This is a genomic window from Plantactinospora mayteni, from assembly GCF_016862935.1.
Lineage (GTDB): Bacteria > Actinomycetota > Actinomycetes > Mycobacteriales > Micromonosporaceae > Plantactinospora > Plantactinospora mayteni.
This window is the reverse complement of the sequence record NZ_BONX01000057.1, coordinates 18,071-43,459: the sequence shown is the minus strand read 5'-3', so window position 1 is coordinate 43,459 and position 25,389 is coordinate 18,071. Positions and strand designations below refer to the sequence as shown.

The window sequence follows — 25,389 nt, the reverse complement described above, 5'->3', positions numbered from 1 at the left end:
CACGACAGCATCTCCGCGATGCCGGGCGTCGCGCCGTCAGCTCTCGCCCCGGCGCAGCGACCCGACCACGAGCCGGTCGATGCTCACGTCGAGCGCGCGTTCGTCGCCGAGGTCGGCGAAGACCCGGAGCATCTCCTTGATGTCGCCGTGCACCCGGGGGCTGCGGGTGCGCAGCCGGGCGACGATGTCGTCGACCCGCTCGGTCAGGGCGTCGCGGGTGTCGACGACCTCGTTGAGCAGGCCGAGGTCGGCCGCCCGCCCGGCGGGCAGCGGCTCTCCGGTGGCGGTGAGCCAGAACGCCTCCCGGCGGCCGACCACCCGGGGCAGCCAGGCGAGGACCAGGGCCGGGGCGAGGCCGATCCCGACCTCGGGGAACCGGAAGGTCGCCTCGCGTACCGCCACCGAGACGTCGAAGGCGGCGACCAGGCCGACGCCGAAGCCGGCCGCGTCGCCCTGCACCTCGGCGACGGTGACCAGCCTGGTCCGCTGCGCCGAGCGGGTGAGCCCGGCCAGCGCCTCGGCCTCGGCGCGTACCTCGGCCGGGGTCGAGCCGCCCCGGTCGCGGCCGAGGCAGAACACCTCACCGGCGGCCCGGAGCCGCAGCACGTGTGCACCCGCTGGTGGGTCGTCGAGCACGGCGGCCAACCGCCGGCACAGCTCGATGCTGAACAGGTTGTCCGGCGGCCGGGAGAGCTCGGCCAGGATCACGCCGTCCCGCACGGAGTGGATGACCAGGTCACTGCTCATCAGTTCAGCCTTCCGGTCGCTGTGCCGCCGTACCAGTCCACGTCGTCGGGGGCGGTCCGGACGGTCACCGCGCGTACCTGGGTGAAGTCGTGGAAGGACTCCCAGCCGCCCTCCCGACCGATGCCACTCTCCTTGAGGCCGCCCCACGGCGAGGACGGGTCGAGGCGGTGGTGGTCGTTGACCCAGACCATCCCGGCCTCGATCCGGGACGCGACCCGGTGGGCGCGGGCGAGGTCGCGGGTCCAGATCGCGGCGCCGAGGGCGTACGGCGAGTCGTTGGCGATCGCCACGGCCTCGTCCTCGCCGTCGAAGGGGATCACCACGACGACCGGCCCGAAGATCTCCTCGCGGGCCACCGGCATGTCGTTCGTGACCCCGGCCAGTACGGTCGGCTGCACGAAGAAGCCGCCCTCCAGCCCGGGTACCGTCGCCGCGCCGCCACCGGTCACCACCCGGGCCCCGGACAGTACGCCGTCGTGGATGCGGTCCAGGATCCGGTCCCTGGCCCGGGCGGAGATCACCGGACCCAACTGGGTGGCCTCGTCGCCCGGGTCGCCGATCCGGATTCCCTCGGCGACGGTGGTCAGCGCGGCGAGGAACTCGTCGTGGATGCTGCGGTGCACCACCAGCCGGCCGCCCGCGATGCAGGTCTGGCCGGCCCCGACGAAGCCGCCGAACGCGGCGCCGCGCGCGGCCACCTCGACCGGGGTGTCCGCGAAGACGAGGACCGGCGACCTGCCGCCGAGTTCCAGGGTGGTCTTGGCGAAGCGCCGCGCCGCCGCGAGCGCGATCGACCGGCCGGGTTCGGTGCCGCCGGTGAACACCACCTTCTTCACCAGCGGGTGTTCGGTGAGGGCGGCCCCGACCACCGGGCCGAGCCCGTTGACGACGTTGAGTACCCCGGCGGGAATGCCGGCCTCGTGGGCGATGTCGGCGAGCAGCATCGCGGTCAGCGGAGTCTGCTCGGAGGGCTTCAGTACCACCGAGTTGCCGGTCGCGAGCGCGGGGGCGAGGGACTTCGACGCGATCATCATCGGGTGGTTGAACGACGCGAGGATCGTGACCACGCCGAGCGGGAGCCGGCTGGTGTAGGAGTGGTAGGGGCCGGGCATCGGTACCACCGCGTCGCGGTCGGCGAGCAGCAGCGCGGCGTTGTAGCGGTACCACTCCGGCAGCCGGGTGATCTGTGCCTTCGTCTCGGTCAGCGGCCGGCCGTTGTTGGCGGTCTCCAGCCGGTAGAGGTCGGCCATCCGGGCCGCGATCCCGTCGGCGAACCGGTGCAGGATCCGGGACCGCTCGTGGATCGGCATCCGGCTCCACACGCCGGAGTCGAACGCCGCCTGCGCGACCCGGACGGCCTCCTCGACGTCGGCCCGGTCGGCGCTGTCGGCGATCGCGAGCAGGCCACCGGTGGCCGGGTTGACGACGTCGAGCCGGGGCCCGCGTCCCGCGACGACCCGGCCGCCGATACGCAGCCCGGTCGCGAGCGGGCCGGCCGTGAGCCGCACCGTCGGACGGATGTCGGCCGTGGTCATGGCGCCTCCCGCTTGGTATACATACTGGCGTGACGGTATACAGAGGCCCCGCCGAGGTCAATGTTCCGGGGCTCGCTCCGCGCGGTGCTCCGGGGCTTGATCCGCTTGGCGCTTCAGGGCTTGAGCCGCTTGGCGCTCCGGGGCTCGCTCCGCGTGTCGGCCTGCTCGGTACCGGCGTGATGGGTGCCGGGATGGCCCGCAACATCGCCGCCGCCGGGCTGCCGCTGACCGTCTGGAACCGCACACCCGAACGGGCGGCCCCCCTTGCCGAGGCCGGCGCCCGGGTCGTGGCGACGGTCGCCGACGCGGTCCGGGGCGCGGACGTCGTACTGACGATGTTGTGGGACGCCGACACCGTCGAGACGGTGCTCCGCGACGCGGACGGCGCGTTCGCGCCGGGCGCGGTGCTGCTCCAGACCAGCACCGTCGGCGTCGCCGGAGCGGCGCGGCTGGCCGAGGTGGCGGCCGACCTCGGGCTGCGCTACGTCGACGCGCCGGTACTCGGCACGAAGTACCCGGCCGAGCAGGGCACTCTCGTCGTCCTGGCGTCCGGGCCCGAGGAGGCCCGGGCCGTGCTCGCCCCGGTCTTCGCCGCGATCGGCTCCCGGACCGTCTGGCTGGGCGAGGCGGGAGCGGCGTCGCGGCTCAAGCTCGCGGCCAACGCGTTCGTGCTCAACGTGACGGCGGCCGTCGCCGAGTCGATGGCGGTGGCCGGCGCGCTCGGCCTCGCCCCGGCGGAGTTCCTCCAGGCGATCCAGGGCGGCCCGATGGAGTCGCCGTTCGTCGCGGCCAAGGGCGCGCTGATGGCGGCCGGCGACTATCCGGCCTCCTTCGCCGTCGACGGCGGGGTCAAGGACGCCGGGTTCGTCGTCGCCGAGGCCGGCGCCGCGGCGCCGCTGACCGCCGTCACCCTCGACCTGCTCCGGGCCGCCTCGGCGGCGGGGCACGGCGACGACGACATCGCCGCGCTCGCCCACGCCGTACCCCGCCCGGAGGGCGCCCGGTGAGCCGCCCGGTCGCCGTCGTCACCGGCGGCACCCGAGGGATCGGCGCCGCCGTCGCCGAGTTGCTCGCCGACCGGGGCCACGACCTGGTGCTGGGCTACCGGTCGCGCGACGCGGAGGCCGCCGCGCTGGCGGCGCGGCTGTCGGAGCGCGGCGTCGAGGCACGCACGGTACGCGCCGACGTGGCGGACGACGCCGACGTCGCGCGGCTCTTCGCCGTCGCCGACGAACTCGGGCCACTGACCGCGCTGGTCAACAACGCCGGAATCCTCGAAACGCAACGATCGATGGTCGAGATCGACACCGCCCGCTGGGCCCGGGTCTTCGCCGTCAACGTCTTCGGGGCCGCCGCGTGCAGCCGCGCCGCGGTCCGCCGGATGTCCACCGCCAGCGGTGCCGCCGGTGGCGCGATCGTCAACCTGTCGTCCCGGGCCGCCCAGCTCGGCTCGCCGCACGAGTACGTCGACTACGCCGCCAGCAAGGCCGCGCTCGACACGATGACCCGGGGACTCGCCCTGGAGGTGGCCGGCTACGGCATCCGGGTCAACGCGGTCCGCCCGGGCATCATCGACACCGACATCCACGCGGCCGGTGGTGACCCGGGGCGGGTGGCACGGCTCGGCACCGGACAGCCGATGGGGCGCCCCGGCTCCGCGGTCGAGGTCGCGGAGGCGGTCGTCTGGCTGCTCTCGCCCGCCGCGTCGTACGTCACCGGCACCGTCCTCGACGTGTCGGGCGGACGCTGAACCCGGCCACGCCGCAGCCGCTCCCGGCATCCACGCCAGTGCCGTTGCCGGCATCACGCCGCTGCGGCTCCCCACGCCGCGCCAGTGCTGCTCGGCATCACGCCGCTGCGGCTCCCCAGGCGCGCCGCTGCCGCTGCCGGCATGACGCCCAGTTCCCTCTCCCGGCATTACGCCGCTGGCCTCGTGCTGGGCCGCGTGTCGCAGCCGGGCCGACTCGGGCCGCTGCCCGCGCCACGCGGGTGCCTCTTCCGACATGGCATCCGGCCCGGCCGAGATTGCCGGAAACCCACATTGTGGCGCGTCGGTGCCGGATTTAGCGTCGGGCGCGACGAGTCCGCAGCGGTGGGAGGGACCGAAGAGATGACCAGGGCACAACGCACCGACGGACCCGTGATCGACATCCACTGCCACCGGGAGTGCGGACCGGCGGCCGATTTCATGAAGGCCGCCGCGCTGGCCGCCGGCCGGGTCGCGCTCGGGCACGGCAACGCCACCACCCGCCGGGTCAACGAGCGCCAGCTCGCGGCGATCAGGCCGAAGATGGACGTGCTCGACGTCCGGCTCGCCGACATGGACGCGATGGGTGTCGACGTCCAGGCGGTCGCGATCGCCGTCTACCAGTACTACTACTGGGCCGATGCCGAACTCGGGGCCAAGGTCGCCCGGCTGATGAACGAGGAACTCGTCGAGGCCACCGCGAGGCATCCCGACCGGTTCCTGCCGCTGGGCACCGTACCGTTGCAGGACACCGAGGCGGCGGTGCGGGAGCTGCGCCACCTGGCGACCGTGCTCGGGATGCGGGGCATCGAGATCGGCACCCATGTCGAGGGGGAGGAGATCGCCTCGCCCCGGCTCGACCCGTTCTGGGCCGAGGTGGAGCGGCTCGGCGTCGTCGTGGTGGTCCACACCCAGGGCACCACCCATGCCGACCGGCTACAGGGACACAACTTCGTCAACATCATCGGGCACCCGTTCGAGGCGACCCTCGCGCAGGCGCACCTCATCTTCAACGGGGTCGTCGAGCGGTACCCGGGGTTGAAGATCCTGGTGGTGCACGGCGGGGGGTACCTGCCGGCGTACCCGGGCCGGATCGACCACGGCTGGCGGGCCCGGGAGGACATCAGCGAGGGCGTACCCCGGCAACCCGGCAGCTATCTGCGCAACTTCTACTTCGACACGATGGTGTTCGAGCCCGAGCAGCTCCGGTTCCTCGTCGACCGGTACGGCGCCGAGCACGTCCTGCTCGGCACCGACTACCCGTACGACATGGGCGACGAGGACCCGTTGGCGCTGCTCGGGGCGACACCGGGGCTCAGCCAGCGGCAGCTCGACCTGATCAGCGGTGGAAACGCCGCCCGGCTGCTCGGACTGGCCTGAGATGGCCGGGGAGGGAATCGGCCTCGCCGTGATCGGCTGCGGGGCGATCGGCCGGATCCGTGCGGTGCTGGCGCGGGAGTACCCGGGAGTCGGCTGGCTCGGCCTCTGCGACGTACATCGGCCGACCCTGGACCGGCTCGCCACCGACACCCGGGCCGACCTCGCCACCACCGACGTGGCCGAACTGCTCGCCCGCCCGGAGGTGACGGCGGTGATCGTGGCGACCGACGAGCGGGAGCACGTCGACCCGATCCTGCGGGCGGTCGACCACGGCCACGACCTGTTCATCGAGAAGCCGCTCGCCACCGACCCGGTCGAGTCCGCGCGGGTGCTGCGCGCCATCGAGGCCGCCGGGGTGGACGCGGTGGTCGGCTACACGCAGCGGTTCCGCCGCCGGTTCCTGGCGGTCAAGCAGCGGCTCCGCGACCAGCAGATCGGCCGGGTCACCTCCGTGGTCACCCGGGCGTTCATGAACCGGATGGTCCCGGACGCGACGCTGCGCAAGGTCACCGACACCACCAACCTGACCCCGATGGTCGTCTCCGGCACGCACAGCCTGGACATGAGCATGTGGCTGCTGGAGGGGCGTACCCCGGTGGAGGTGTACGCCCGCTCCACCGACGTGCTGCTCGGCCCGCTGGGCACCAAGGACGCCACGTTCGGGGTCTTCACCATGGACGACGGCACGATCTTCAGCATGAACATCAGCTGGGCGCTGCCGGCGATCTGGCCGGGCGCGGTCTACGGGCTGGAGATCGGCATCGTCGGCACCGAGGGCGTCATCGACATCGAGGACACCCACCGGGACGTCATCGTCGCCTCCGAACACGGCCAGCCGGCCGGCTACGACAGCCGGGGCTTCCAGGCACCTGCCGTACGCAACGTCGACTTCCTCGGCAGCTACCCGCCCGGTGACCTCTCCGACGGGCTGCTCTGGGGACCGATGCGCGAGGAGACGATGTCCTGGTTCGGGCGGCTCGGCATGGGGGTGCGTACCCCGCACGCCACGGCCGCCGAGGGGCACTCGAACCTCCTGCTCACCATGGCGATGGACCTGTCCGCCCGGCGCGGCCGTGCCGTCGCCCTCCCCGTCACCCCCGAAGAACTCCGCGAGGGCCTACGAGAGGACGCGTCGTGAAGCAGCTCAACGTCGGCATCATCGGTACCGGCTGGTGCGGCGGCATCCGCGCCGTCGCCTGCTCCCGCAGCGCGCTCGTGCACGAACTGCACCTGGCCGAGACCAACCCGGACCGGCTCCGCGAGCTGGTCGCGGCTACGTCACCGACGACCGCGTCGGCCGACTGGGAGGCGGTCGTCGGCAACCCTGCGGTCGACGCGGTGATGGTCTCCACGACTCCGGAGCACCTGCACTACCCGATGGCCAGGGCGGCGCTGGAGGCCGGCAAGCACGTACTGCTGGAGAAGCCGATCGCGCTCACCCTCGACGAGGCCGACGAGCTGATCCGGCTGGCCGACGAGGGCGGCCTGAAGTTCACCATCGGCTACTCCCAGCGGTTCAACGCCAAGCAGGCGATGGTGAAGCGGGCGATCGGCGACGGGACCCTCGGCCGGGTGACGAGCATCCTGGTGAGCCGGCACATCACCCGCTCGCTGGGCGCCAAGATCAGCACGCGTACCAAGCTCTCGCCGGCGGCGATGGAGGCCACCCACGATCTCGACTTCGCGTTCTGGTGCCTGGAGCCGCGCCGCCCGGTCCGGGTCTACTCGCAGAACGCCTGGGGCGTCCGGGAGGCCACCCTCGGGGTGCCGGACACGCAGTACATCCTGGTCACCATGGACGACGGCACCGTCGTCACCGTCGGCGCCGGCATGTCGCTGCCGCCCGGCTATCCCAACCAGTCGACGACCTGGATCGAGGTGCTCGGCACCGACGGGGCGGTCATCGCCGACGCCAGCCACCGCGACATCGTCGTCAACACGGTGGCGAACGGCGTGCGGTTCCCACTCTCGACGATGCCCGGCGAATACGTCGACCACGTCTACGCCGGCCCGATGGAGCGGGAGACCACGCACTTCCTGGAGGCCGTCGCCCACGACCGACCGGTGATGGTCGACCCGCACCTGGCCCGGGTGACGATGGAGGTCTACCTCGCCGCCGACCTGTCGGCGGAGACCAACGAGGTCGTCTCGCTGCCGCTGACCAGCGAGCAGGTGAAGCTCGCGCTGGCAGAGCCGTACGTCGACCGGGGCTGACGCCCGTGCCGCCACCCGACGCCGGGTCAGCCGGGGATCCCCAGCAGCCGTACGGCGTTGCCGCCGAGCACCAACCGTCGCTCGTGCTCGGTCAACTCGACCCGCTCCAGGAAGCCGAGCGGGTCGACGGTGCCCATGTCGAACGGGTAGTCGGTGCCGAGCAGCACGTGGTCGGCACCGAACCGGTCGACGAGTTGGCGCACCATCGCCGGGTCGAAGACGTTCGTGTCGAAGTAGAGCCGGCGCAGGTACTCGCTCGGCGGCCGGTCGATGTGCCGGCGCAGCTCGGGCCGCACCGCGTACGCGTGGTCGGTGCGGGCGGAGTAGAACGGCAGGTAGCCGCCGCCGTGCACCACGACCATCGCCAGCTCGGGGTGCCGCCGCCAGACGCCGCCGAGGATCATCCGGGTGACCGCCAGCGTCGAGGCGAGCGGCATGCACATGACGTTGACCAGGTAGTAGTCGGTGAACCGCTCCCCGTGGGTGAAGCCCTGCGGGTGCATGATGGCGGTCATGCCGAGTTCGACCGCCGCCTCCCAGACGACGTCGTAGCGCGGGTCGTCGAGGTCGAGCCCGACGACGTCGGCGCTCAGCTCGAAGCCGTGGAACCCGTGGTCGCGGCGGGCCTCCCGCAGCACCTCGACCGCGAGCCGGGGGTGCCGCATCGGCAGGTTGGCGACGGCGGTGAACCGGGTCGGGTGCGCGGCGACGACCTCGGCGAACCGGTCGTGCTGGAGCCGGCAGGCGGCGAGCGCCTCGTCCTCGTCGAGCCAGTAGAAGTACTCCGTCGGCGGCACCGACAGCACCTGCACGTCGATGCCCTGCCGGTCCATGTCGGCGAGCCGTACGTCGGCGTCCTCGAACTGGCCGGTCTGCCGCGCGCTGGCCCGGTACTCCCGGTTGTAGGCGAGCGTCTCGGCGGACGAGTAGCGGATCCGCGGCTCGTACTCCGGCCGGAGGTGCGGGGCCGCGAGCGCGCCCGCCGCCGGTACGGACAGGTGCGTGTGCACGTCGACCGTCCGGTACGCCGGCTTCGTGGCCGTGGTCGGCCGTACCACCGGAGCGAGCTCCGGCCACCACTCGCCGGGCCGCTCGGTCGGGGTCTCCGTCGTCATGGCGCCGACCCTAGCCACGGCCCGACGACCGTGACATGCGCGCGTGCGGGTGGGCGGGCGGCAAACCTGATGGTTTCCACGATTGACAGGGGCTGACCTGGCATGCCGTTCTCCTTCGACGCACTCGTGGGCTTCACCGCTTCCCTCTTCACGGCGTACGACGTGCCGGCCGAGCACGCGGAGACGACGGCCCGCCGGCTGGTGGAGGCGGACTTCCGGGGCCGCGCCGGGCACGGGCTGATCCGGGTCGTGCCGTACCTGGACCGGATCGCGGCCGGTGGCATCAACGTCCGGCCCGACCTCCGGGTGCGGTCGGAGACGCCGGTCGCCGCCCAGGTCGACGCCGACAACGGGCTCGGGCAGGTGGCGGTGACCCGGGCCGCCGAGATCGCCGCCGAGAAGGCGCTCGCCGCAGGGGTGGCCGTGGTCGGCACCGTACGCTCCAACCACGCCGGCGCGGCCGGGCTCTATCCGCTGATGCTGGCCGAACGGGGTCTGGTCGGGCTCTACTTCGCGGTCGCGAACGCCAACGGCATGCCGCCGTGGGGTGGCCGGGAACCCCTGCTCGGCACCAATCCGGTCGCGGTCGCGATCCCGGCGGCGGGCGGCCACCCGTACCTGCTCGACATCGCCACCACGGCCGCCTCGCACGGCGCCATCAAGGTCGCCCGGCTGGCCGGCGAACCGTTACCGGTCGGCTGGCTGGTCGACGCCGAGGGCGCGCCGATCACCGATCCGCACCGTGCCGACGAGGGCCTGCTGGTGCCGATCGGCGGCCACAAGGGCTCCGGGCTGACCATGGCGATCGGCCTGCTCGCCGGGGTCCTCAACGGCGCCGCCTTCGGCCGCGCCGTGGTCGACCACCGGGTGGACACGGTGACGCCGACCAACACCGGGCAACTTCTGGTGGCGTTCCGGGTCGACCTCTTCCGGCCGCTGGCGGAGGTGCTCGCGGACCTGACCGGGCACCTCGACGAGCTGCGCGCGGCCGACCCGCTGCGCGGCGACGCGGTCCGGCTTCCGGGCGACCGGGCCGCACGGGCGTGGCAGCACCATCGCGCGCACGGCTACGACCCGGAGCCGACCGTACTGGCCGGGCTGGTCGAGCGCGGGCGCCGGCTCGGCGTCCCGCCGCTGCCCGGGTACGACGACGTCCCCGCCCCGGCGGGAGAAGGAGGAGTTCGATGAGGCTGGTCACCTTCGAGTACGGCGGTCGGACCAGGATCGGTGCCCTGCGTGGCGAAGACGAGGTGGTGCCGTTCGACGCCGGGCTGCCCACGTCGATGGTCGACCTGGTCGCCGCGGGCGACGCCGCGCTGGACCGGGCCGCGGCGCAGCTCGGGTCCGGCGCCGGCGTCCCACTGACCGAGGTACGCCTGCTGCCGCCGATCCGCCCCCGCAACAACATCATGTGCATCGGCAAGAACTACCTGGAGCACGCCGCCGAGTTCGCCGGCAGCGGCTTCGACGCATCGCAGCAGCAGGCGGTACCCGACCACCCGGTGGTGTTCACCAAGGCGCTGTCGTCGGTCGTCGCCTCCGGCGACCCGGTCCACGTATCGGCGGACTCGACCGGCACCAGCGACTACGAGGGCGAACTCGCCGTCGTGATCGGCCAGGGCGGTCGAGGTATCGCCGCGGAGGACGCGTACGCGCACGTCTTCGGCTACACGATCGTCAACGACATGACGGTACGCAGGCTACAGCGGCAGCACGTGCAGTTCTTCCTCGGCAAGAGCGCGGCGACGTACTGCCCGATGGGCCCGGCCCTGGTCACCCGGGACGAGATCGTCGACGTGACCAAGCTGTGGGTGCGTACCACCGTCAACGGCGAGCAGCGCCAGGCCGCCCCGGTGGCAGACCTGATCTTCGACATCCCGACCCTGATCGCCACGATCTCGGTGTCGGTACTCCTCGAACCGGGCGACGTGATCGCCACCGGTACGCCGGCGGGGGTGGGCATCGGGTTCACCCCGCCGCGCTACCTGCGGGCCGGCGACGTCGTCGAGGTGAGCGTCGACGGCCTCGGCACCCTCACGAACCCGCTGGTGTGACCGGCTGATCCCGGAAGTGGTCCCGGTCGGCACCGTGCTGTTGCCCCCGGTTGGCCGACCGGGGAGGACGAGCGGGGGCGGTCCGGATCGCCCCCGCTCGTCGCGTCCTCGTCGCGTCCGCGTCGCTCCAGGAGCGGGTCGGCGCGGCCAAGGTCGTCGGGTCAGCTGACCGCGAGCGCCCCGATCTGCTCGAAGGTCCGGAAGACGTTCGCCTTCGCCACCGCGACCTCCGGGTCCGCCACGTCGCGCGGGAAGGGCAGCGGCATGTCGATGTCGTCGGCCAGGTGACCGCCCTTGGCGAAGACCAGGATCCGGTTGGAGAGCTCCACCGCCTCGCCCACGTCGTGGGTGACGAAGATGACGGTCTTCCTGGTCTCCTGCCACATGTTCTGTAGCTCGGCCCGCAGCGACCGCGCCGTGATCGCGTCGAGGTGGCTGAACGGCTCGTCCATGAAGAGCACGTCCGGCTCGGTGGAGAAGGCCCGCGCGATGCCGACCCGCTGCTGCATGCCGCCGGAGAGTTCACCGGGGTACTTCCGGCCCTTGTCGCCGAGCTGCACCATGTCGAGGTAGCGCTGGCAGCGGGCCCGGGTCTGCTCCGAGCGGTCCTTCTGGACGAAGAGCAGGTTGTCCATCACCGTACGCCACGGCAGCAGCCGGGCGGCCTGGAAGACGTAGCCCTTGGCCGCGGGCCTGCCGTCCTCGGTGATCTGCACCTGGCCGTGGCTCGGCGTCTCGATCCCGGAGAGGATGTTGAGCAGCGTCGACTTGCCGCAGCCGGAGGCGCCGACGATCGAGACGAACACGTGTCCGCTGATGTCGAGGTTGACGTCGTCGAGGGCGACGATCTTGTCCGCGCCGACGCCGAACTCCTTGTGCAGGTTGCGTACCGTGATCTCAGCCATCGTGGCTTCTCCTCGTCTCGTCGCCGCCCGCGCCGCGCTCTGGCTTCGGGCCGGTGGTCGTCGCGTGCGTGCCGTTGCCGCTGTCGGCGGTGGCGGTGGCGGTGGCGACGCCCGGCGCGTCGAACCGCTGCTCCACCACGTCGGCGGCGTTCACCTCGGGCCGCCACCGGAAGAAGTAGCCGGAGAGGCGGTCGAACAGGAACTTCTCGAACAGCAGGGCGAAGACGACGAACAGCAGCGCGTAGCCGATGACGCCGTAGGCCCGGTGGGCGTCGTACCAGAACTTGATCGTCCATCCGGCACCGTCCTCGCCGCCGAACACCTCGGCGACGACCAGGCCCTTCCAGCCCAGCGCGAACGCGTAGCGGGCGGCGGCGAACATGAACGGCATCAGGGAGGGGAGCAGCACGTGCCGGATGGTGTCGGCACGGCTGACCCCGAACGCCCGGGCCATGTCGTACAGGTCGGTCGGCGCGTTGCGGACCCCCTCCCGGACGTTGATGATCACGAACGGGATGCCGGTGAGTACCACGGTGACGATCGGGCCGACGTCGCCGAAGCCGAACGCCAGGCTACAGAAGAGCGCCCAGGCCAGGTTGGGCATCGCCAGGATGGCCACCACCCAGTCGTTGAAGAAGGCGTTGACCCGCTTCGAGAGCCCCATGCCGAGGCCGATGACCGTGCCGATCGCCATCGCGATGGCCATGCCGATGCCGAGGCGCCGCAGCGAGATGCCGAACGTCTCGTAGACGTTGCGCGGCGCCAGGGTCTCGCCGGTCAGCTCGTCCCACATGAAGCTGAACACCTGGGTCGGCGTCGGCAGTACGTCGACCGCGAACGGCCAGATCGACGTGACGATCCTGATCGCCAGCAGCCAGACGAGCAGGCAGACGATCGGGAAGGCGATGCGACCGGCCAGCGAGCTGCGGAGGACCCGGACCACGGGGTGGGACCGCCGGCGCCGAGGCAGCTCGTCGACGGTGTCGGGCGCGGCGGTGTCGGCCGGGCCGGTGTCGCGGCGGGTGTCGGTGGCGCTCATGACTTGATCGTGTCCCTCCAGGCGAAGAACCGGCGCTCGATCACTTCGAGGACGACCTTCTCCAGCAGCAGCGCGAAGACGTAGAACGCGAGGATCCAGGTGAGGAACTCCGGCAGCCGGAACAGTTGGCTGGCCGTACGCATCTCGAAGCCGATCCCGCTGGACGAGGAGAAGACCTCGGTCAGCACGGTGACCTTCCATGCGATGGAGAAGCCGAACCGGACCCCGGTGAAGATGTACGGCGCCAGGTGCGGGATCACGATCTGCCGGTTGCGGCGTACCACGCCGACCCCGAAGGACTTCGCCATGTCGATGAGGTCCTTCGGCAGTGCCTTGATGCCCTCGGCGACGTTGACGCTGATCAGTGCGAACGTCGTGAGCACGATGGCGATCAGCGGCCCCCAGGGCCGGTTGCCGAAGATGATCGCCGTGATCAGGGCCCAGATCAGGCCGGGAGTGGTGACACCGATCGTGACGGCGTCCCGGAAGAAGCCGTTGAGCAGGCGGTTCTGCATCAGGATCCCGATCGCGGCGCCGACGACGAACGCGATGGCGAAACCGATGCCGATCCGGGTCAGCGTGTCGGCGAACGCCCCGGGTACCTTGCCGGAGGCCCAGAGTTCGCCGAAGGTGCGGAGTACGTCGACCGGCCCGGGCAGCAGCCGCTCGTCCATGAGGCGGCCCGAGGCGAACTCCCAGAGGCCGAGGAAGAACGCGTAGCCGGCGAGCCGCCAGGCGACGGCGTTGATCCGGTCCCGGCGTCTGGCGGCCCGGACTCGCTCCTCCTCGCTGGTACGCGGTGGGGCGGAGGTCGGGGGTGAGGCAACTGCGGTTGCCACGGGAGATCTCCTCTGCTCGGATGGCGTGGACGTGGGGCGGGCCGCTAGCCGGTCAGCCGCGCGGGGTGAGGGCCACGAACCGGGGAGTCGGGGCGTCCGCCGCCAGGTAGTTGGCGTTGCCGGGATTCAAGTTCTTCATGATTTCCCAGATCGCCTGCTCGGAGTCGATCCACTCCTGGCTCTCCAGGAACGGGCTGTCGACGAACCAGTCGTTGGCGCCGTTGACGAACTCGGTCATGAACTCGATGTCCTCCTTGCTCTCGACCGAGAAGTGCTGCGGGTACTTCGTCACGGTCGTGGCCTTGCTCTTCTTCCACATCTCGATGCCGACCTGCCAGAGTTCGAGGAACTTCACGGCGAGGTCCTGGTTGGCGTCGAACCACTTCTCGGTGGCGGTGAAGTTGTTGCCGAGGACGTGCAGCTTGCCGTCGCGTTTCGGTGCGAACTCGTCGTAGAGCTGGAAGGGGAGCTTGCCGCCGTACATGATTTCGAGTTGGCCCTTCCGGAGCTGGGGCACGGCGGCCTCGGGGATCACCGCCGCTGCCGCGCAGTCGCCGCGCAGCAGGTTGGTCGGGTTCACGAAGTGGTCGTTGACGACCAACTGGAAGTCGCCGCCGCCGACCCGGTAGTCGAGCCCGTGCATCTCCTTGGCCAGTACGGTCCAGAAGGCCGTGTTGGACGTCGGGCCGGAGACGCAGATCTTCGAGCCCTTCGGGATGTCGGCGAGGGTTTCGTAGGAGTCACCGGCCCGGCGCAGCAGCGGCACCCGCTGGTAGTTGTACTTGCCGAAGGTGACCGTCTTGATACCGGTCTCGGCCTCCAGCACCGGGGTCTCCTGGGTCGACATCGACACGATGTCGCCGTGTCCGCCGGCGAAGTAGGTGAACTCGTCCCAGGTGGTGCTGGTCTCGATCCGGACGTTGTTCTCCCGTTCCCACTTCTTGATCACGCCCGCGTCGTCCATCAGGTCCCACACCGGGTCCGGGGCGAACGCGAAGCGGATGACCTTCGTATCGCCGTCACCCGAGGTGCCGGCCCCGTCACCGCCGCAGCCGGCCAGCGCCAGCACCGCCACGGTCGTGCCGAGTGCTGTCAGCCGTAGTCGTCGTGTGAGATGCACCGTGTCCTGCCCTTCTTCTACGGAGCCCTTCGGCGGAGTGACTCTGATCACTCATTACATTGGCGACGCCGGGTACCCGCGATGTCAGAGGCCGTGATTTTTCGCCGAAGCTGGTGGCGGAGGCTGTAACACACCGGTAACCCGGCCCGGAACCTGCCGCGCCGGGCCGGTGGGGGCCGGTCCGCGAGTCCGGACGACCGGGCGGGGCACGCTGGCCGGACAGGGCATCGCCGGACCTCCGGCCGCTCGTCACCGGCGCCGCCGTGCTGGCGGCGGCGTAGCTTCCGGCCGCCGGTGGCGCGGTAGATATACCGAAACGTCCCGTGCAGCGGCACTGACGGCTCGCGTCATCCACTGCGGAGAGATTCACAGCGCGCGCCACTGCCCGGACCCGGATCGCCGACGAGACTGCGCGATATGCGGGGCCAGACCGACCCCGGGAAGGCACAGGAAGCGAGAGCACGCCGTGAGACTGGGTTACTTCGCCATGCCCCTGCACCCGCTCGGCCGGACCTGGGCCGAGACGCTCGAGGAGGACCGGGCCGCCGTCGTACTGGCGGACTCGCTCGGTTTCCACGACGCGTTCATCGGTGAGCACCTCACCGACCGGCACGAGAACATCACCAACAGCCTGCTCTTCCTCGCGACGCTGATCGGCGACACCCGGCAGATCCGGCTGGCGACCGGCACCACGAACCTGTCGCAGCAGCATCCCGTACTCGTCGCGGCGAACTCGGCGATGTTCGACCATCTCAGCGACGGCCGGTTCATCCTCGGCATCAGCCCGGGTGCACTGGCCTCGGACGCGGAGGCGCTCGGCATCCTGGACGAGGACCGGAACAAGATCTTCGCCGAGGCGATCGACGTGATCCTCAAGATCTGGGAGCTGGACCCGCCGTACGCGATCGACCTGCCGGACAACCGCTTCACGGTCAGTACCGCGACCACTCTCGACCGCGAACTCGGGGTCGGGTTCCTGCCGAAGCCGCTCCAGCAGCCCCGTCCCGAGATCGTCGGCACCGTGGTGGCGCCGTTCTCCAAGGGCGTCATCGCGATGGGGCGGCGCGACTTCCACCCGCTCTCGGCCAACTTCCTGCTGCCGCAGTGGGTCGCCACGCACTGGCCCAACTATGTGCAGGGCAAGGAGACGGTCGGCGAGCTGGCCGACCCGGCGGACTGGCGGGTCGCGCGTACCGTCTTCGTCGCCGAGGACGCCGCCGTGGCGCGGGCGTACGGCCGCGACGACGAGGCGAGCCCGTACCGCTTCTACTACTCGCAGATGCTCAAGAAGATGCGCAAGCTCGGCCGGCTGGAGCTGTTCAAGACCCGCCGGGACCAGCCCGACGACGAGATCACCCTCGATTACGTGCTCGACAGCCTGGTCATCACGGGCACGCCGGAGTCGGTCACCGAGCAGATCCTGGCCTTCCGCGAGCAGGTCGGCGCGTTCGGCGAACTCGTCTACGCCGGGCTGGACTGGGTGGACCCGACGCTGGCGCGCCGCTCGATGGAGCTGATGGCCCAGAAGGTCATCCCGGACGTCAACGCGGCGCTGGGCGCCGAGGCGTGACCGACCGGCTGCCCCCGCTGCCGCCCGATCTGCTGCCACCGCTGGCCGACGCCGCGCTCAGCGACGCGCAGCGCGCGGCCGTCGCGCGGATCGCGGCCGGTCCCCGGGGCGGGCTCGTCGGGCCGTTCGTGCCGCTGCTGCGCAGCCCGGAGCTGATGACCCGGCTCCAGTTGGTGGGGGAGTACCTGCGTTTCGACAGCGTGCTCGACGACGACCTGGTGGAGCTGGTGATCCTCTACGTCGCCCGGGCCTGGGACCAGGACTTCGAGTTCGGCTACCACCACCCGCTGGCGTTGCGGGCCGGGCTTCCCCCGGCCGTCGTCGAGGCCGTCGCCCGGGGAGTGCGGCCGACGGCCGGTCGGCCCGAGGTCGGGCTCGTCTACGACCTGGTCGACGAGCTGCACACCACCCGCCAGGTCTCCGACCCGGTCTACACGGCCGCGGTGGCGGCACTCGGCGAGGTACGCGTCGTCGAGGCCGTCGCCACCGCCGGCTACTACACGACGCTGGCGATGACGATGAACGCCGCGCGGACGCCGCCGCCGGACGGGGCACCACGACTGCCGGCGCGGGAGGTCGCATGACGACTCCATTGATGCTCCTGCACCCGCTCGGCGTCGACCACCGGTTCTGGGAGCCGGTGGTCCGGGCCCTGCCCGACGTACTCGGCGAGCCGGTCGTGCCCGACCTGCCCGGGCACGGGTCCGCCCCGCTGCCGGCGCGCGACGCCACGGTCGAGGACTTCGCCGACGCCGTCGAGGAACTGCTCGCCGGGCACGGGCCGGTGCACCTCGTCGGGGTGTCGCTCGGTGGCATCGTCGCCCAGGTGCTCGCCGCCCGCCGGCCCGACCTGGTACGGCGGCTCGTCGTGGCCGACGCCGTCGCCGTGTACCCGGAGGCCATGCGCGCGATGTGGCGGGACCGCGCGGAGACGGTACGCCGGGACGGCCTCGCGGCGGCCGTCGAACCGATGGAGGCGCTGTGGTTCTCCGAGGCGTTCCGCCGCGACGCGGCCGAGACGGTCGCACGGGTACGCCGGATGGTGCTCGCCGGTGACCCCGAGGGTTACGCCCGCACCTGCGAGGCGTTGGCCGTCGCGGACACGACCGACCGGGTCGGCTCGATCGTGGCGCCGACGCTGGTGACGTGCGGGGCGGACGACGCGCCGCCGTTCCGGTTGGCGGCCGAGTGGTTCGCCGCGACGCTCCCCGAGGCGACGCTCGGGTGGCTGCCGGGCCGGCACGCCACGGCCTACGAACACCCACGGTCGTTCGCCGAGGCGGTGGCGGCCTTCCTCCGCTGACCGTGCGGCGGGTCCGCGCGGCATCCACCCGCCCGGCGTCAGCTCTCCCGGAACAGCTCTCCCAGATCAGCTCTCCGAGAGCAGCCGGATCAGCTCTCCGAGAGCAGCCGGATCAGCTCTCCCGGAACAGCCGGAACAGCCGTACGGCGACCTGGAGTTCGGTGCGTCGCTCCTGGAGCGAGTGCCCGAGCATCGCCTCGGCCTTGTGTAACCGGTTGCGCACCGTGTGCTCGTGCAGTTGCAGGTATTCCGCTGCCGCGACATGGCTGCCGAACCGGAACGACGCCTCCAGCGTCTCCCGGAGCCGGGCCATCTCGTTGGTGTGCCGCGCCAGCGGCCCCAGCTCCGTCTCCAGGAACGTACGGGCCAGCTCGTGGTCCTGGAGCAGCAGGATCTCCAGGCCCGCGTCGGCGTACCGGACCACGGTGGGCGCGTCGGCCTCCCCCCACGCGGCACGGATCCGTTCGGCGTCCTCGGCCTGGCGCAGCGCCGCGACGAAGCCGTCGACACCCCTGCCCGGGTTGCTCACGGTGGCCGTGGCGCCCACCTTGCGCAGCACGTCGACGGTCGACTCCAGCGAGGATGCCGGCCACGGGTCCAGCCGGCACAGCCACACCACCGTACTGCCGAGGGTGAGCGCGTAGGGCAGTGACTGGTGGCTCCGGCTCGCCGCGCGGAGGCCGTCGGCGAGATGCGAGGCGGCGCCCTCCGCCATCTGCGGGAGCAGGACGGCGACGTGGTGTCCGTCGAGCGGGTAGGCCAGGATCGCGAGGTCGCTGGCGGTCAGCGACCGGCCCTGGCCGCGCAGGACGTCCCGGACCAGACCCTTGCGTACGTGTCCCCGGGAGCGGTTGAGCGCCTCGTAGTCCCGGGTGTAGGTCTCGGCGACCCGCGAGGCGACATGGTCCTGGTAGCTGAGGATGCCCCGGGTGAGCTGTGCCTGGATCTCCAGTGCCTCGTCGCGGGGGATCTCGCCGGCGACCAGTACCTCGTGCAGGTGGGCGGCCCACCGCTCCCACTGGGTGTAGAAGCTGACCCGGTAGGAGCGCTGCATCGCCTTCTGCGGGATGCTCAACTGGGCCTGGACGGTCGCGAAGCCGAGCACCTTGGCGAGCGGCACGTCGTCGAGGGCGATCCGGCCGGCGAGCACGTCGCGCAGCGCGTACGCGTTCTGCGAGACGCTCGCCCGCAGCCGGCCGACGAACTCCTCGTCGTGGGCGTGCTGCGGGAACGCGGTGGAGACGCACCGTTCGAGAACGGTGTCGATCAACTCCTCGATCGGGAGGCTGTCGACGCACCGGCGTACCGACTCGGGCAGGGGGCTACTGTCGAACCACGAGGGGTCGCCGCTGGTCATGGGGCATCATCCCACGGGTTCCACGAGGCCGGTCTGCGCCGAACGGGTGATCGCCTCGAACGCGTCGACGTTGGCGAGCATCTCCTCGTACGACACCGGGTACGCTGCTTCACCTGCGGCGGAGCGGGCGAACGCCTCGATGTTCTCCCGGACGCTCGGATGCGGCGGGAAGAAGACGGTGCCGGGCTCCTCGCCCCGGCGTACGGTGGTGACGTCCCAGCCGCGTGGCAGCTCGGGGTGGTTGCGGTCCCGGATCTCCACCCACGCCGTCGAGCCGAGCACCGTCACCCGGCCCGCGAACGGTGTGGTGAGCACGGCCGTGATCAACGCGGTGCGTCCCGCCTCGAAGCCCATCGTGATGGTGAGGGTGTCCCCGTTCTCGAACGTCGTCGCGTGGGTGCCGAGCCGGGCCCACACCTCGACGGGGCGGCCGAAGATCGCGATCGCGAGGTCGACCAGGTGGATGCCGGTGGCCGACAGCGGGCCGACCGGCGCGTCGGTGGCGGAGAGCCGCCAGTTGTCGGCCGGCAGGTCCAGGAACTTGTCCTGGCTGAAGTTCCCCTCGAAGACCAGCGGCGTACCGAGTTCCCCGTTGCGGCACATCTCGCGGAGCCGCGCGACGGCCGGCTCGAAGCGACGCTCGTGGCCGATGCCGAGCTGCACACCCGCCTCCCGTACCGCCGCGATCGCCGCCCGGGCCTCCCGGCCGTTGGTGGTCAGCGGCTTCTCGCAGAAGACGTGCCGCCCGGCCCGGGCCGCCGCGATGATCTGTTCCGCGTGCAGCCGGTGTGGCGTGCAGAGGATCACCGCCTCGACGGCCGCGTCCGTGAGCGCGTCCGCGAGCGTGGCCGCGACCCGGATGCCGCGCCCGGCCACCCGCGCCCGGGCGGACTCGGCGACGTCCACGCCGAGGACGACCCGGAGATGTTCGCTGTCGGCCAGATCGGCGACGATCTTCTGGCCCCACCATCCGAGGCCCACCACCGCTGCGTTGGTCACCCCCGCAGTCAAGCCGCCGGGAGCTGGCAGGCGGACTGTCCGGGGACATGAATCTCGGCTGCCGCGATCACGGAATCCGTCAGTCCCGCCGGCGGGCGTGCCGAGGTACGGAGCGGTCGGCGGCCCGTTACGGTCCCCGGCACCCCGGATCGCGCACTTTCACGGCTCGCGCCAGTGCGCGCCCTCGAACCACGTTGTTCGATGAGCGGTACCGGCGGGAAGGGCTGGTCGGGCGCGTCGTCGCCAACCGGTCCGGCAGGTGAGGGAGGTAGGGGATGAACCCGGGCAGCACCGGCACGGCGGGCTCGGTGGACGCGGCGCACTTCCGGCACGTCGTCGGGCACCTCGCCAGCGGGGTCACCGTGATCACGACCGAGACGGGGGCCAGGCGGCACGGCATGACGGCGAGTTCGGTGACGTCGCTCTCGGTCGACCCGCCGATGATGCTCGCCTGCATCAACAACGCCGTTCCCACCGCCAGGGCGGTGTCGATGTCCGGGCGGTACGCCGTCAACGTGCTCGGCGAGGGGCAGGGCGAACTAGCCCGGCAGTTCGCCACGGCGAGCAGCGACAAGTTCCGGGACGTCGCCGTCAGCACCGGTACCCTCGGGCTGCCGCTGCTCGACGACGCGCTCGCGCACCTCGAGTGCGAGGTGGTCGAGACGGTCACCGGCGGTACCCACACGATCTTCCTCGGTCGGGTGGCGTCCGCGAGCGCGGGCCGGGGCCAGCCGCTGACCTACTTCCGCGGCGGGTTCGGCCGGTTCGAGTTCGCCCGCGACGACGAGGTCTACGGCCGGGTGCGCGAACTGCTGCTCAGCCGGGTATACCCGGCCGACCACGCGTTGCCGCTGGAGGAGCTGGCGAATCGGCTCGAGGTCGACCAGGCCGCCGCGTTCTACGCACTCACCCGGCTCTCCTCGGACGGGCTGGTCCGCCGCGACCCGGACCGGGGCTACGTGATCGCGCCGTTCGACGTACGCACCTCGGACGAGACCTTCGACGCCCGACTCGCGATCGAACTCGGCGTCATCGCGCTCGCGCTCGGGCGGGTGACCGACGACGAGGTGGCCGAACTACGGCGCCGCTTCGAGGTGATGGCCGCGCTGCTCGTCGGCGACCGGTTCGTGGACTTCCACGGCTATCTCGACGCCAACTACGCGATGCACGAATATCTCGTGTCGCTGGCCCGCAATCCGTTGCTCACCTCGACGTTCGGTCGGCTCAGCATCAAGAGCGTGATGACCCGCTCGTTCGGCTCGACGCCCGGGACCTCGCAGAAGTTCGTGGCGGCACAGGGTCGCCTCGTGGACGCGTTCGAGCGACGCGACCCGGAGGCGGCGACGCGGGCCGCCGTCGACTACTGCGAGCTGGCGAAGGAGCGGGTCCGCGAGATCCTGGCGTTCACCGGCGGACGGCTCTAGTCGGAGAACGGACGATAGGATGATCATATGGGCGACGTCCGTGAGCTGGTGACGGCACATCTGCCCGGGTACGTTCCCCGGACGGTATCCGTGCTGGGGCAGGGTGGCGACAACGTCGCGTACGAGGTCAACGGGGAGCTGGTGGTCCGGCTCGCCAAGACGCCCCAGGACGCCGCCGAGGTCGCCCGCGAGGTGCGGCTGTTGACCGCCGTCGCCGGGGTCTCTCCGCTGCCGGTACCCGAACCGGCGTTCGCCGTCCCCGAGCTGGGTTGCCTGGCCTACTTCAAGCTGCGCGGCCGCCCCCTGCTGGAGCTTGCCCCGTCCTGGCGCTCGACGCACGGAGCGTCGGTCGGCGCCACCGTCGGACAACTGCTCACCGCGCTGCACACGACCGGCACGGAGCGACTGGCGTCGCTGGCCGGGCCGGACGAATACTCCCTGCCCGAATGGCTGGCGGAGGCCGGTGCGGCCTACCGGTCGGTGTCCGCACGGGTACCGGAGGTCCACCGTCCTGCCGTGGAGGCGTTCCTGGCCAGCACACCGCCGGCGGGTGAGTACCCGCTGGTCTTCTCCCACAACGACCTGGGCATCGAGCACCTGCTCGTCGATCCCGCGCACGGCGCGGTGACCGGTGTCATCGACTGGAGCGACGCCGCGTTCGTCGACCCGGCCCGCGACTTCGGCCTCCTCTACCGCGACCTCGGCCCGGTCGCCCTGGACGCGGCGCTACGCGCATACCACGCCGAGCACGCGGCGCTACGACAACGGGCCGTCTGCTACGCCCGCTGCTCGGTCTTCGAGGACCTCGCGTACGGGCTCGACACCGACGACCTCCGCTACGTCGACAAGTCCCTCACCGCGCTCGATTGGTTGTTCGGGTGAAGCCCCGAAGCCGCCACGGCCGCCCCGCCGCGCGGGCGGCGAAGCGGCGCGGTGACCCGGGGTTCCGCTCCCTGATCGTCTCAGGGCGTCACCGAGCGTCGGACCGTCGCCCCGTCAATCGCCGGACGAGGGTGGCGAGCAGGCCGCAGATCAGCCCGACGACGAGGCCGGTGAGCAGGCTGCTCGCGGTCGTCGCCATCCGGAACAGCAGTTCCTCCGTGGCGGGCGAGAGCTGACCGGCGAGGTTGCCGCCGAGACGCGGCGGTTGGTCGCGGAAGGCGTCCGCCCAGTAGAGGTTGTGCACCAGCGCGAGGCCCAGCCCGTAGAGGCCGCCGATCGTCAGCAGCGGCACGACGGGGGAGGGGATCCGGCGTACGACGGTCACGATCACCCAGACCAGGGGTGGGCCGAACACCAGCAGGCCCTGCACCGGCCCCGGGACGGAGACGCCCGCGTCGTGCAGGAATACCCTCGGCATGGCCAGCGCGGCGAGCCCGGCGATCTGCCAGAGGGGCAGGCCGAGCCGGTATCGCGGCGGGACGTGGGAACGGTCGGTATTCATGGGAACCGACGGTAGGAGCGTGGCCGGGCCGGTCCATCCCGCGAAAAGCGTCAGCCCGTTCGCTCCCGAGCGACCGGCGGGGGTGCCTACGCCTTTCGGCGACATCGGTGACGCTCTGCGGGGAACGCGGGTGCACCGTCGCCGACCCTACGGTGCCGAGGGGGCTCGACAACGGGCCGGAAAGGGCGGATGCGGGTGACACAGGAGAACGGACCACGCAGGGCGCTCGCCGTCGGCGCGGGCGTCGGCGGCCGCACCACCGCCATCGGGTCGCGCCGGGCGGGACGTCGGGCCACGGCTGACCCGAATACCATTCGAACATGGCCGTGAGCTGGCGTTCTCCCAACGCCCGGTTCGTCGACGTGGCGCTGTTCGTCGGCGTCACGCTGGTGCTGTCGGTCGTCGTCTCCGCAGACCAGGCCGGCTCACGACCACCGGATGTCGTCGCCTACCTGTGGGCCGTCGGACTGGGCGCGCTCATGCTGGTACGCCGCACGATGCCGCGGCTCGTGCTCGGCCTCACCGCGCTCGGCTTCTTCACGTACTATCTCGCCGGGTTTCCCGCGATCGGCGTCGCGGTGCCGATCTCGGCCGCGCTCTTCTCGGCGGCCGAGGCCGGCTACGTGCGTGCCTCGGTGTTGACCGGCGCCGCCGTCCTGGCCGTCTCGACCGCCTTCCGTGTCGCGTCGGGGCAGTCGGCGTCGTTCGTCCTGGGATACGAGTTGGCCGGCCACGTCGCGCTGATCGTCGCCGTCATCGCGCTCGGCTACAGCGTTCGGGCGCGCCGCGACATCCAGCGCAGGAGCGAACAGGTGGTCCGGCTGGTGGCCCGGCAGACCGCCATGGAGACCACGGCACACACCCGCGAGCAGCAGCTCCGACTGGCCCGCGAACTCCACGACTCCATCGGCCACTCGCTGTCGGTCGCGTCGCTATTCACCGATGTCGCCCGCGAGGTGGACGGCACGGACGACACCACCCGGGCCACCGCCCTGCAACGCGTGAAGACAGCCGTCTCCGACGCCATGGCCCAGCTCCGGTCGACGGTCGCGCTGCTGCGCTCCACCGGTGGCGAACCGCCGCCCCAGCACCCCACGCTCGGCGACCTGCACCGGCTGCTGGAAGCGCCAGCCGCCGCCGGCTACGACGTGACGCTGACCGTCGACGAACTCTCCGCGAGCCGCGAGGTCGAGGCGTGCGTATACCGCGTCGTCCAGGAGTCGGTCACCAACACGATGCGGCACTCCGACGCCTCCCGGATCGAGGTGGCGGTGCACGGCGAGGAGGAGACCGTCGAGGTGACCGTGCACGACAACGGAACCGGTACCCGGCTGCCGCGCTCCGCGCCCGGCCACGGACTTCGCGGCATGCGGGAACGCGTCGAGCAGCTCTCCGGTTCCTTCGACGTACATCCCGGACCCGCCGGATGGCGGGTCCGGGCCCGGCTCCCCGCAAAGGCTGACGATGAACCTTCTCCCACCTGAACCGCGGAGTGCTCGGACACCGCCTCCGACCCTGCGGTCCGCCGGACCGCAGGAGGGAGGTGGCAAAGGTTCGATGATCCGACTGCTCATCGTCGACGACCAGGAACTCGTCCGGGCGGGTCTGCGTGCGCTCGTCGAGAACACCGACGACATCACCGTGGTGGGCGAAGCCGCCCATGGCCGCGACGCGATGACACAGGGACGCGCACTCCGCCCCGACCTGTTCCTCATGGACCTGAAGATGCCGGTGATGGACGGGATCACCGCCACCGCGGCCATCCGGGCCGACCCGCTGCTCCGCGACACACCCGTGCTGGTCCTGACCACCTTCGACGACCAGGACGACGTGCTGGACGCCATCCAGGCCGGCGCCACCGGATACCTGCTCAAGGACATCGGCGCCGACGCGCTGCGCGCCGCCGTCCGTACGGCCGCCGCCGGCGAATCACCCGTCACCCCCGCCATTGCCCGGCAGATGATGTCCCGGATCGCACGGATGCCGCCGCGCCGGGTCGGCGACCGGCAACTCGCCACCCTCACCCCGCGCGAACGGGAGGTCCTCACCCAGGTCGGCCGAGGTCTGTCCAACGAAGAGATCGGACGCGTCCTGTTCCTGAGCCCGGAGACCGCACGCACGTACGTCAGCCGACTGCTGGCCAAGCTCTCCGCCCGCGACCGCGCCCAACTCGTCGTGCTGGCCCACCGCGCCGGACTCGTGCAGTAACCGACCCTGGCGTCCCGTCAACCGGTTCCGATCGGCAGCGCAGGTCCGAGGGGCCGCGCTATCCGGCGTGGAGTCGGTGGCGCAGGACGTACGGCATGATCCCGCCGTGCTGGTGATACTCGACCTCGCGTGGGGTGTCCAGCCGGACCTTGACCGGGAACGTGACGTGTCCGGCGTGGACGGTGACCGTGCCGGGGATCGGATCGACCAGTCCGGTGATGGTGAACGTCGAGGCCGGTTCGGGGTGGCCGCTCCGCTGAGTACCCGAGCCACCGCCCGGCGGCCGTAGCGCATCGGCCAGCCCGCTCAAGCCGAGTCCGGTCACCTCGTCGCAGGCCCGTCGTACCGCATCCACGATCGGACCCAGGGTCGACCGACCGGGTGCGAAG

Annotated in this window: 25 protein-coding genes; 14 read left to right on the top strand and 11 right to left on the bottom strand. The window is 71.5% G+C overall.

Annotated elements, in window-relative coordinates:
- Window positions 1-36: 36 nt before the first annotated feature.
- Complete coding sequence (locus Pma05_RS36145) at window positions 37-747, bottom strand: enoyl-CoA hydratase/isomerase family protein (RefSeq protein ID WP_203862034.1); 711 nt, start codon at window positions 745-747, stop codon at window positions 37-39.
- Window positions 747-2,282, bottom strand: coding sequence for an aldehyde dehydrogenase (locus Pma05_RS36140; protein ID WP_203862033.1), 1,536 nt, complete (start codon window positions 2,280-2,282; stop codon window positions 747-749). Before Pma05_RS36140 ends, Pma05_RS36145 begins: the two co-directional genes overlap by 1 nt.
- A gap of 161 nt (window positions 2,283-2,443) precedes the next feature.
- On the opposite strand from Pma05_RS36140, the gene Pma05_RS36135 reads away from it, so the two are divergent.
- The 5 genes from Pma05_RS36135 to Pma05_RS36115 all read left to right on the top strand — a co-directional run bounded on the left by Pma05_RS36135 (window position 2,444) and on the right by Pma05_RS36115 (window position 7,623).
- Window positions 2,444-3,289, top strand: coding sequence for an NAD(P)-dependent oxidoreductase (locus Pma05_RS36135; RefSeq protein WP_275414808.1), 846 nt, complete (start codon window positions 2,444-2,446; stop codon window positions 3,287-3,289).
- On the top strand, window positions 3,286-4,032 hold the full coding sequence (locus Pma05_RS36130; protein WP_203862031.1) for an SDR family oxidoreductase: 747 nt from the start codon (window positions 3,286-3,288) through the stop codon (window positions 4,030-4,032). Before Pma05_RS36135 ends, Pma05_RS36130 begins: the two co-directional genes overlap by 4 nt.
- 360 nt (window positions 4,033-4,392) lie before the next feature.
- The gene (locus tag Pma05_RS36125) at window positions 4,393-5,409 is read left to right on the top strand and encodes an amidohydrolase family protein (RefSeq protein WP_203862030.1); all 1,017 of its coding nucleotides are present in this window, start codon (window positions 4,393-4,395) and stop codon (window positions 5,407-5,409) included.
- A 1-nt stretch (window position 5,410) separates the two neighbouring features.
- Window positions 5,411-6,547: a Gfo/Idh/MocA family protein gene (locus Pma05_RS36120; protein WP_203862029.1), complete on the top strand. Its 1,137-nt coding sequence runs from the start codon at window positions 5,411-5,413 to the stop codon at window positions 6,545-6,547.
- A complete protein-coding gene (locus Pma05_RS36115) occupies window positions 6,544-7,623 on the top strand; it encodes a Gfo/Idh/MocA family protein (RefSeq protein ID WP_203862028.1) in 1,080 nt (359 codons plus the stop codon). The genes Pma05_RS36120 and Pma05_RS36115 overlap by 4 nt, the downstream gene beginning before the upstream one ends.
- 26 nt (window positions 7,624-7,649) lie before the next feature.
- Here Pma05_RS36115 and Pma05_RS36110 read toward each other — a convergent pair whose 3' ends face one another.
- Entirely contained in the window at window positions 7,650-8,738 is a 1,089-nt protein-coding gene (locus tag Pma05_RS36110; RefSeq protein WP_203862027.1) for an amidohydrolase family protein, read from the bottom strand.
- Window positions 8,739-8,840: 102 nt separating this feature from the next.
- On the opposite strand from Pma05_RS36110, the gene Pma05_RS36105 reads away from it, so the two are divergent.
- Both Pma05_RS36105 and Pma05_RS36100 read left to right on the top strand, forming a co-directional pair.
- Window positions 8,841-9,926, top strand: coding sequence for an Ldh family oxidoreductase (locus Pma05_RS36105; RefSeq protein WP_203862026.1), 1,086 nt, complete (start codon window positions 8,841-8,843; stop codon window positions 9,924-9,926).
- A complete protein-coding gene (locus Pma05_RS36100; RefSeq protein WP_203862025.1) occupies window positions 9,923-10,792 on the top strand; it encodes a fumarylacetoacetate hydrolase family protein in 870 nt (289 codons plus the stop codon). Before Pma05_RS36105 ends, Pma05_RS36100 begins: the two co-directional genes overlap by 4 nt.
- Window positions 10,793-10,953: 161 nt before the next feature.
- Here Pma05_RS36100 and Pma05_RS36095 read toward each other — a convergent pair whose 3' ends face one another.
- The 4 genes from Pma05_RS36095 to Pma05_RS36080 are packed head-to-tail and all read right to left on the bottom strand — an operon-like array spanning window position 10,954 to window position 14,695.
- Window positions 10,954-11,697, bottom strand: a complete 744-nt coding sequence (locus Pma05_RS36095; RefSeq protein ID WP_203862024.1) for an ABC transporter ATP-binding protein — start codon at window positions 11,695-11,697, stop codon at window positions 10,954-10,956.
- Complete coding sequence (locus Pma05_RS36090) at window positions 11,690-12,736, bottom strand: ABC transporter permease (protein WP_203862023.1); 1,047 nt, start codon at window positions 12,734-12,736, stop codon at window positions 11,690-11,692. The genes Pma05_RS36095 and Pma05_RS36090 overlap by 8 nt, the downstream gene beginning before the upstream one ends.
- Window positions 12,733-13,575, bottom strand: a complete 843-nt coding sequence (locus Pma05_RS36085; RefSeq protein WP_203862022.1) for an ABC transporter permease — start codon at window positions 13,573-13,575, stop codon at window positions 12,733-12,735. The genes Pma05_RS36090 and Pma05_RS36085 overlap by 4 nt, the downstream gene beginning before the upstream one ends.
- A gap of 52 nt (window positions 13,576-13,627) precedes the next feature.
- A complete protein-coding gene (locus tag Pma05_RS36080) occupies window positions 13,628-14,695 on the bottom strand; it encodes a substrate-binding domain-containing protein (RefSeq protein WP_203862021.1) in 1,068 nt (355 codons plus the stop codon).
- 466 nt (window positions 14,696-15,161) lie between these two features.
- On the opposite strand from Pma05_RS36080, the gene Pma05_RS36075 reads away from it, so the two are divergent.
- The 3 genes from Pma05_RS36075 to Pma05_RS36065 are packed head-to-tail and all read left to right on the top strand — an operon-like array spanning window position 15,162 to window position 17,568.
- The gene (locus Pma05_RS36075; RefSeq protein WP_203862020.1) at window positions 15,162-16,265 is read left to right on the top strand and encodes an LLM class flavin-dependent oxidoreductase; all 1,104 of its coding nucleotides are present in this window, start codon (window positions 15,162-15,164) and stop codon (window positions 16,263-16,265) included.
- Complete coding sequence (locus Pma05_RS36070; RefSeq protein ID WP_203862019.1) at window positions 16,262-16,849, top strand: carboxymuconolactone decarboxylase family protein; 588 nt, start codon at window positions 16,262-16,264, stop codon at window positions 16,847-16,849. The genes Pma05_RS36075 and Pma05_RS36070 overlap by 4 nt, the downstream gene beginning before the upstream one ends.
- Window positions 16,846-17,568 (top strand): alpha/beta fold hydrolase, encoded by a 723-nt coding sequence (locus Pma05_RS36065; RefSeq protein WP_203862018.1) that lies wholly within the window; start codon window positions 16,846-16,848, stop codon window positions 17,566-17,568. The genes Pma05_RS36070 and Pma05_RS36065 overlap by 4 nt, the downstream gene beginning before the upstream one ends.
- Before the next feature lie 112 nt (window positions 17,569-17,680).
- On the opposite strand, the gene Pma05_RS36060 is transcribed toward Pma05_RS36065, so the two are convergent.
- Together Pma05_RS36060 and Pma05_RS36055 are read right to left on the bottom strand one after the other, a co-directional pair.
- Window positions 17,681-18,925, bottom strand: coding sequence for a PucR family transcriptional regulator (locus Pma05_RS36060; RefSeq protein ID WP_203862017.1), 1,245 nt, complete (start codon window positions 18,923-18,925; stop codon window positions 17,681-17,683).
- Between the two features lie 6 nt (window positions 18,926-18,931).
- Window positions 18,932-19,924: a Gfo/Idh/MocA family protein gene (locus Pma05_RS36055; protein ID WP_203862016.1), complete on the bottom strand. Its 993-nt coding sequence runs from the start codon at window positions 19,922-19,924 to the stop codon at window positions 18,932-18,934.
- Between the two features lie 275 nt (window positions 19,925-20,199).
- On the opposite strand from Pma05_RS36055, the gene Pma05_RS36050 reads away from it, so the two are divergent.
- On the top strand, window positions 20,200-21,348 hold the full coding sequence (locus Pma05_RS36050) for a flavin reductase (RefSeq protein WP_203862015.1): 1,149 nt from the start codon (window positions 20,200-20,202) through the stop codon (window positions 21,346-21,348).
- 27 nt (window positions 21,349-21,375) lie between these two features.
- Complete coding sequence (locus Pma05_RS36045; protein ID WP_203862014.1) at window positions 21,376-22,230, top strand: phosphotransferase family protein; 855 nt, start codon at window positions 21,376-21,378, stop codon at window positions 22,228-22,230.
- 88 nt (window positions 22,231-22,318) lie between these two features.
- On the opposite strand, the gene Pma05_RS36040 is transcribed toward Pma05_RS36045, so the two are convergent.
- Window positions 22,319-22,792, bottom strand: coding sequence for a hypothetical protein (locus Pma05_RS36040; RefSeq protein ID WP_203862013.1), 474 nt, complete (start codon window positions 22,790-22,792; stop codon window positions 22,319-22,321).
- Between the two features lie 320 nt (window positions 22,793-23,112).
- On the opposite strand from Pma05_RS36040, the gene Pma05_RS36035 reads away from it, so the two are divergent.
- Together Pma05_RS36035 and Pma05_RS36030 are read left to right on the top strand one after the other, a co-directional pair.
- Window positions 23,113-24,276, top strand: coding sequence for a sensor histidine kinase (locus Pma05_RS36035; protein ID WP_203862012.1), 1,164 nt, complete (start codon window positions 23,113-23,115; stop codon window positions 24,274-24,276).
- A gap of 73 nt (window positions 24,277-24,349) precedes the next feature.
- A complete protein-coding gene (locus Pma05_RS36030) occupies window positions 24,350-25,000 on the top strand; it encodes a response regulator (RefSeq protein WP_203862011.1) in 651 nt (216 codons plus the stop codon).
- Between the two features lie 58 nt (window positions 25,001-25,058).
- Here Pma05_RS36030 and Pma05_RS36025 read toward each other — a convergent pair whose 3' ends face one another.
- Entirely contained in the window at window positions 25,059-25,355 is a 297-nt protein-coding gene (locus Pma05_RS36025) for a hypothetical protein (protein WP_203862010.1), read from the bottom strand.
- Window positions 25,356-25,389 lie beyond the last annotated feature (34 nt).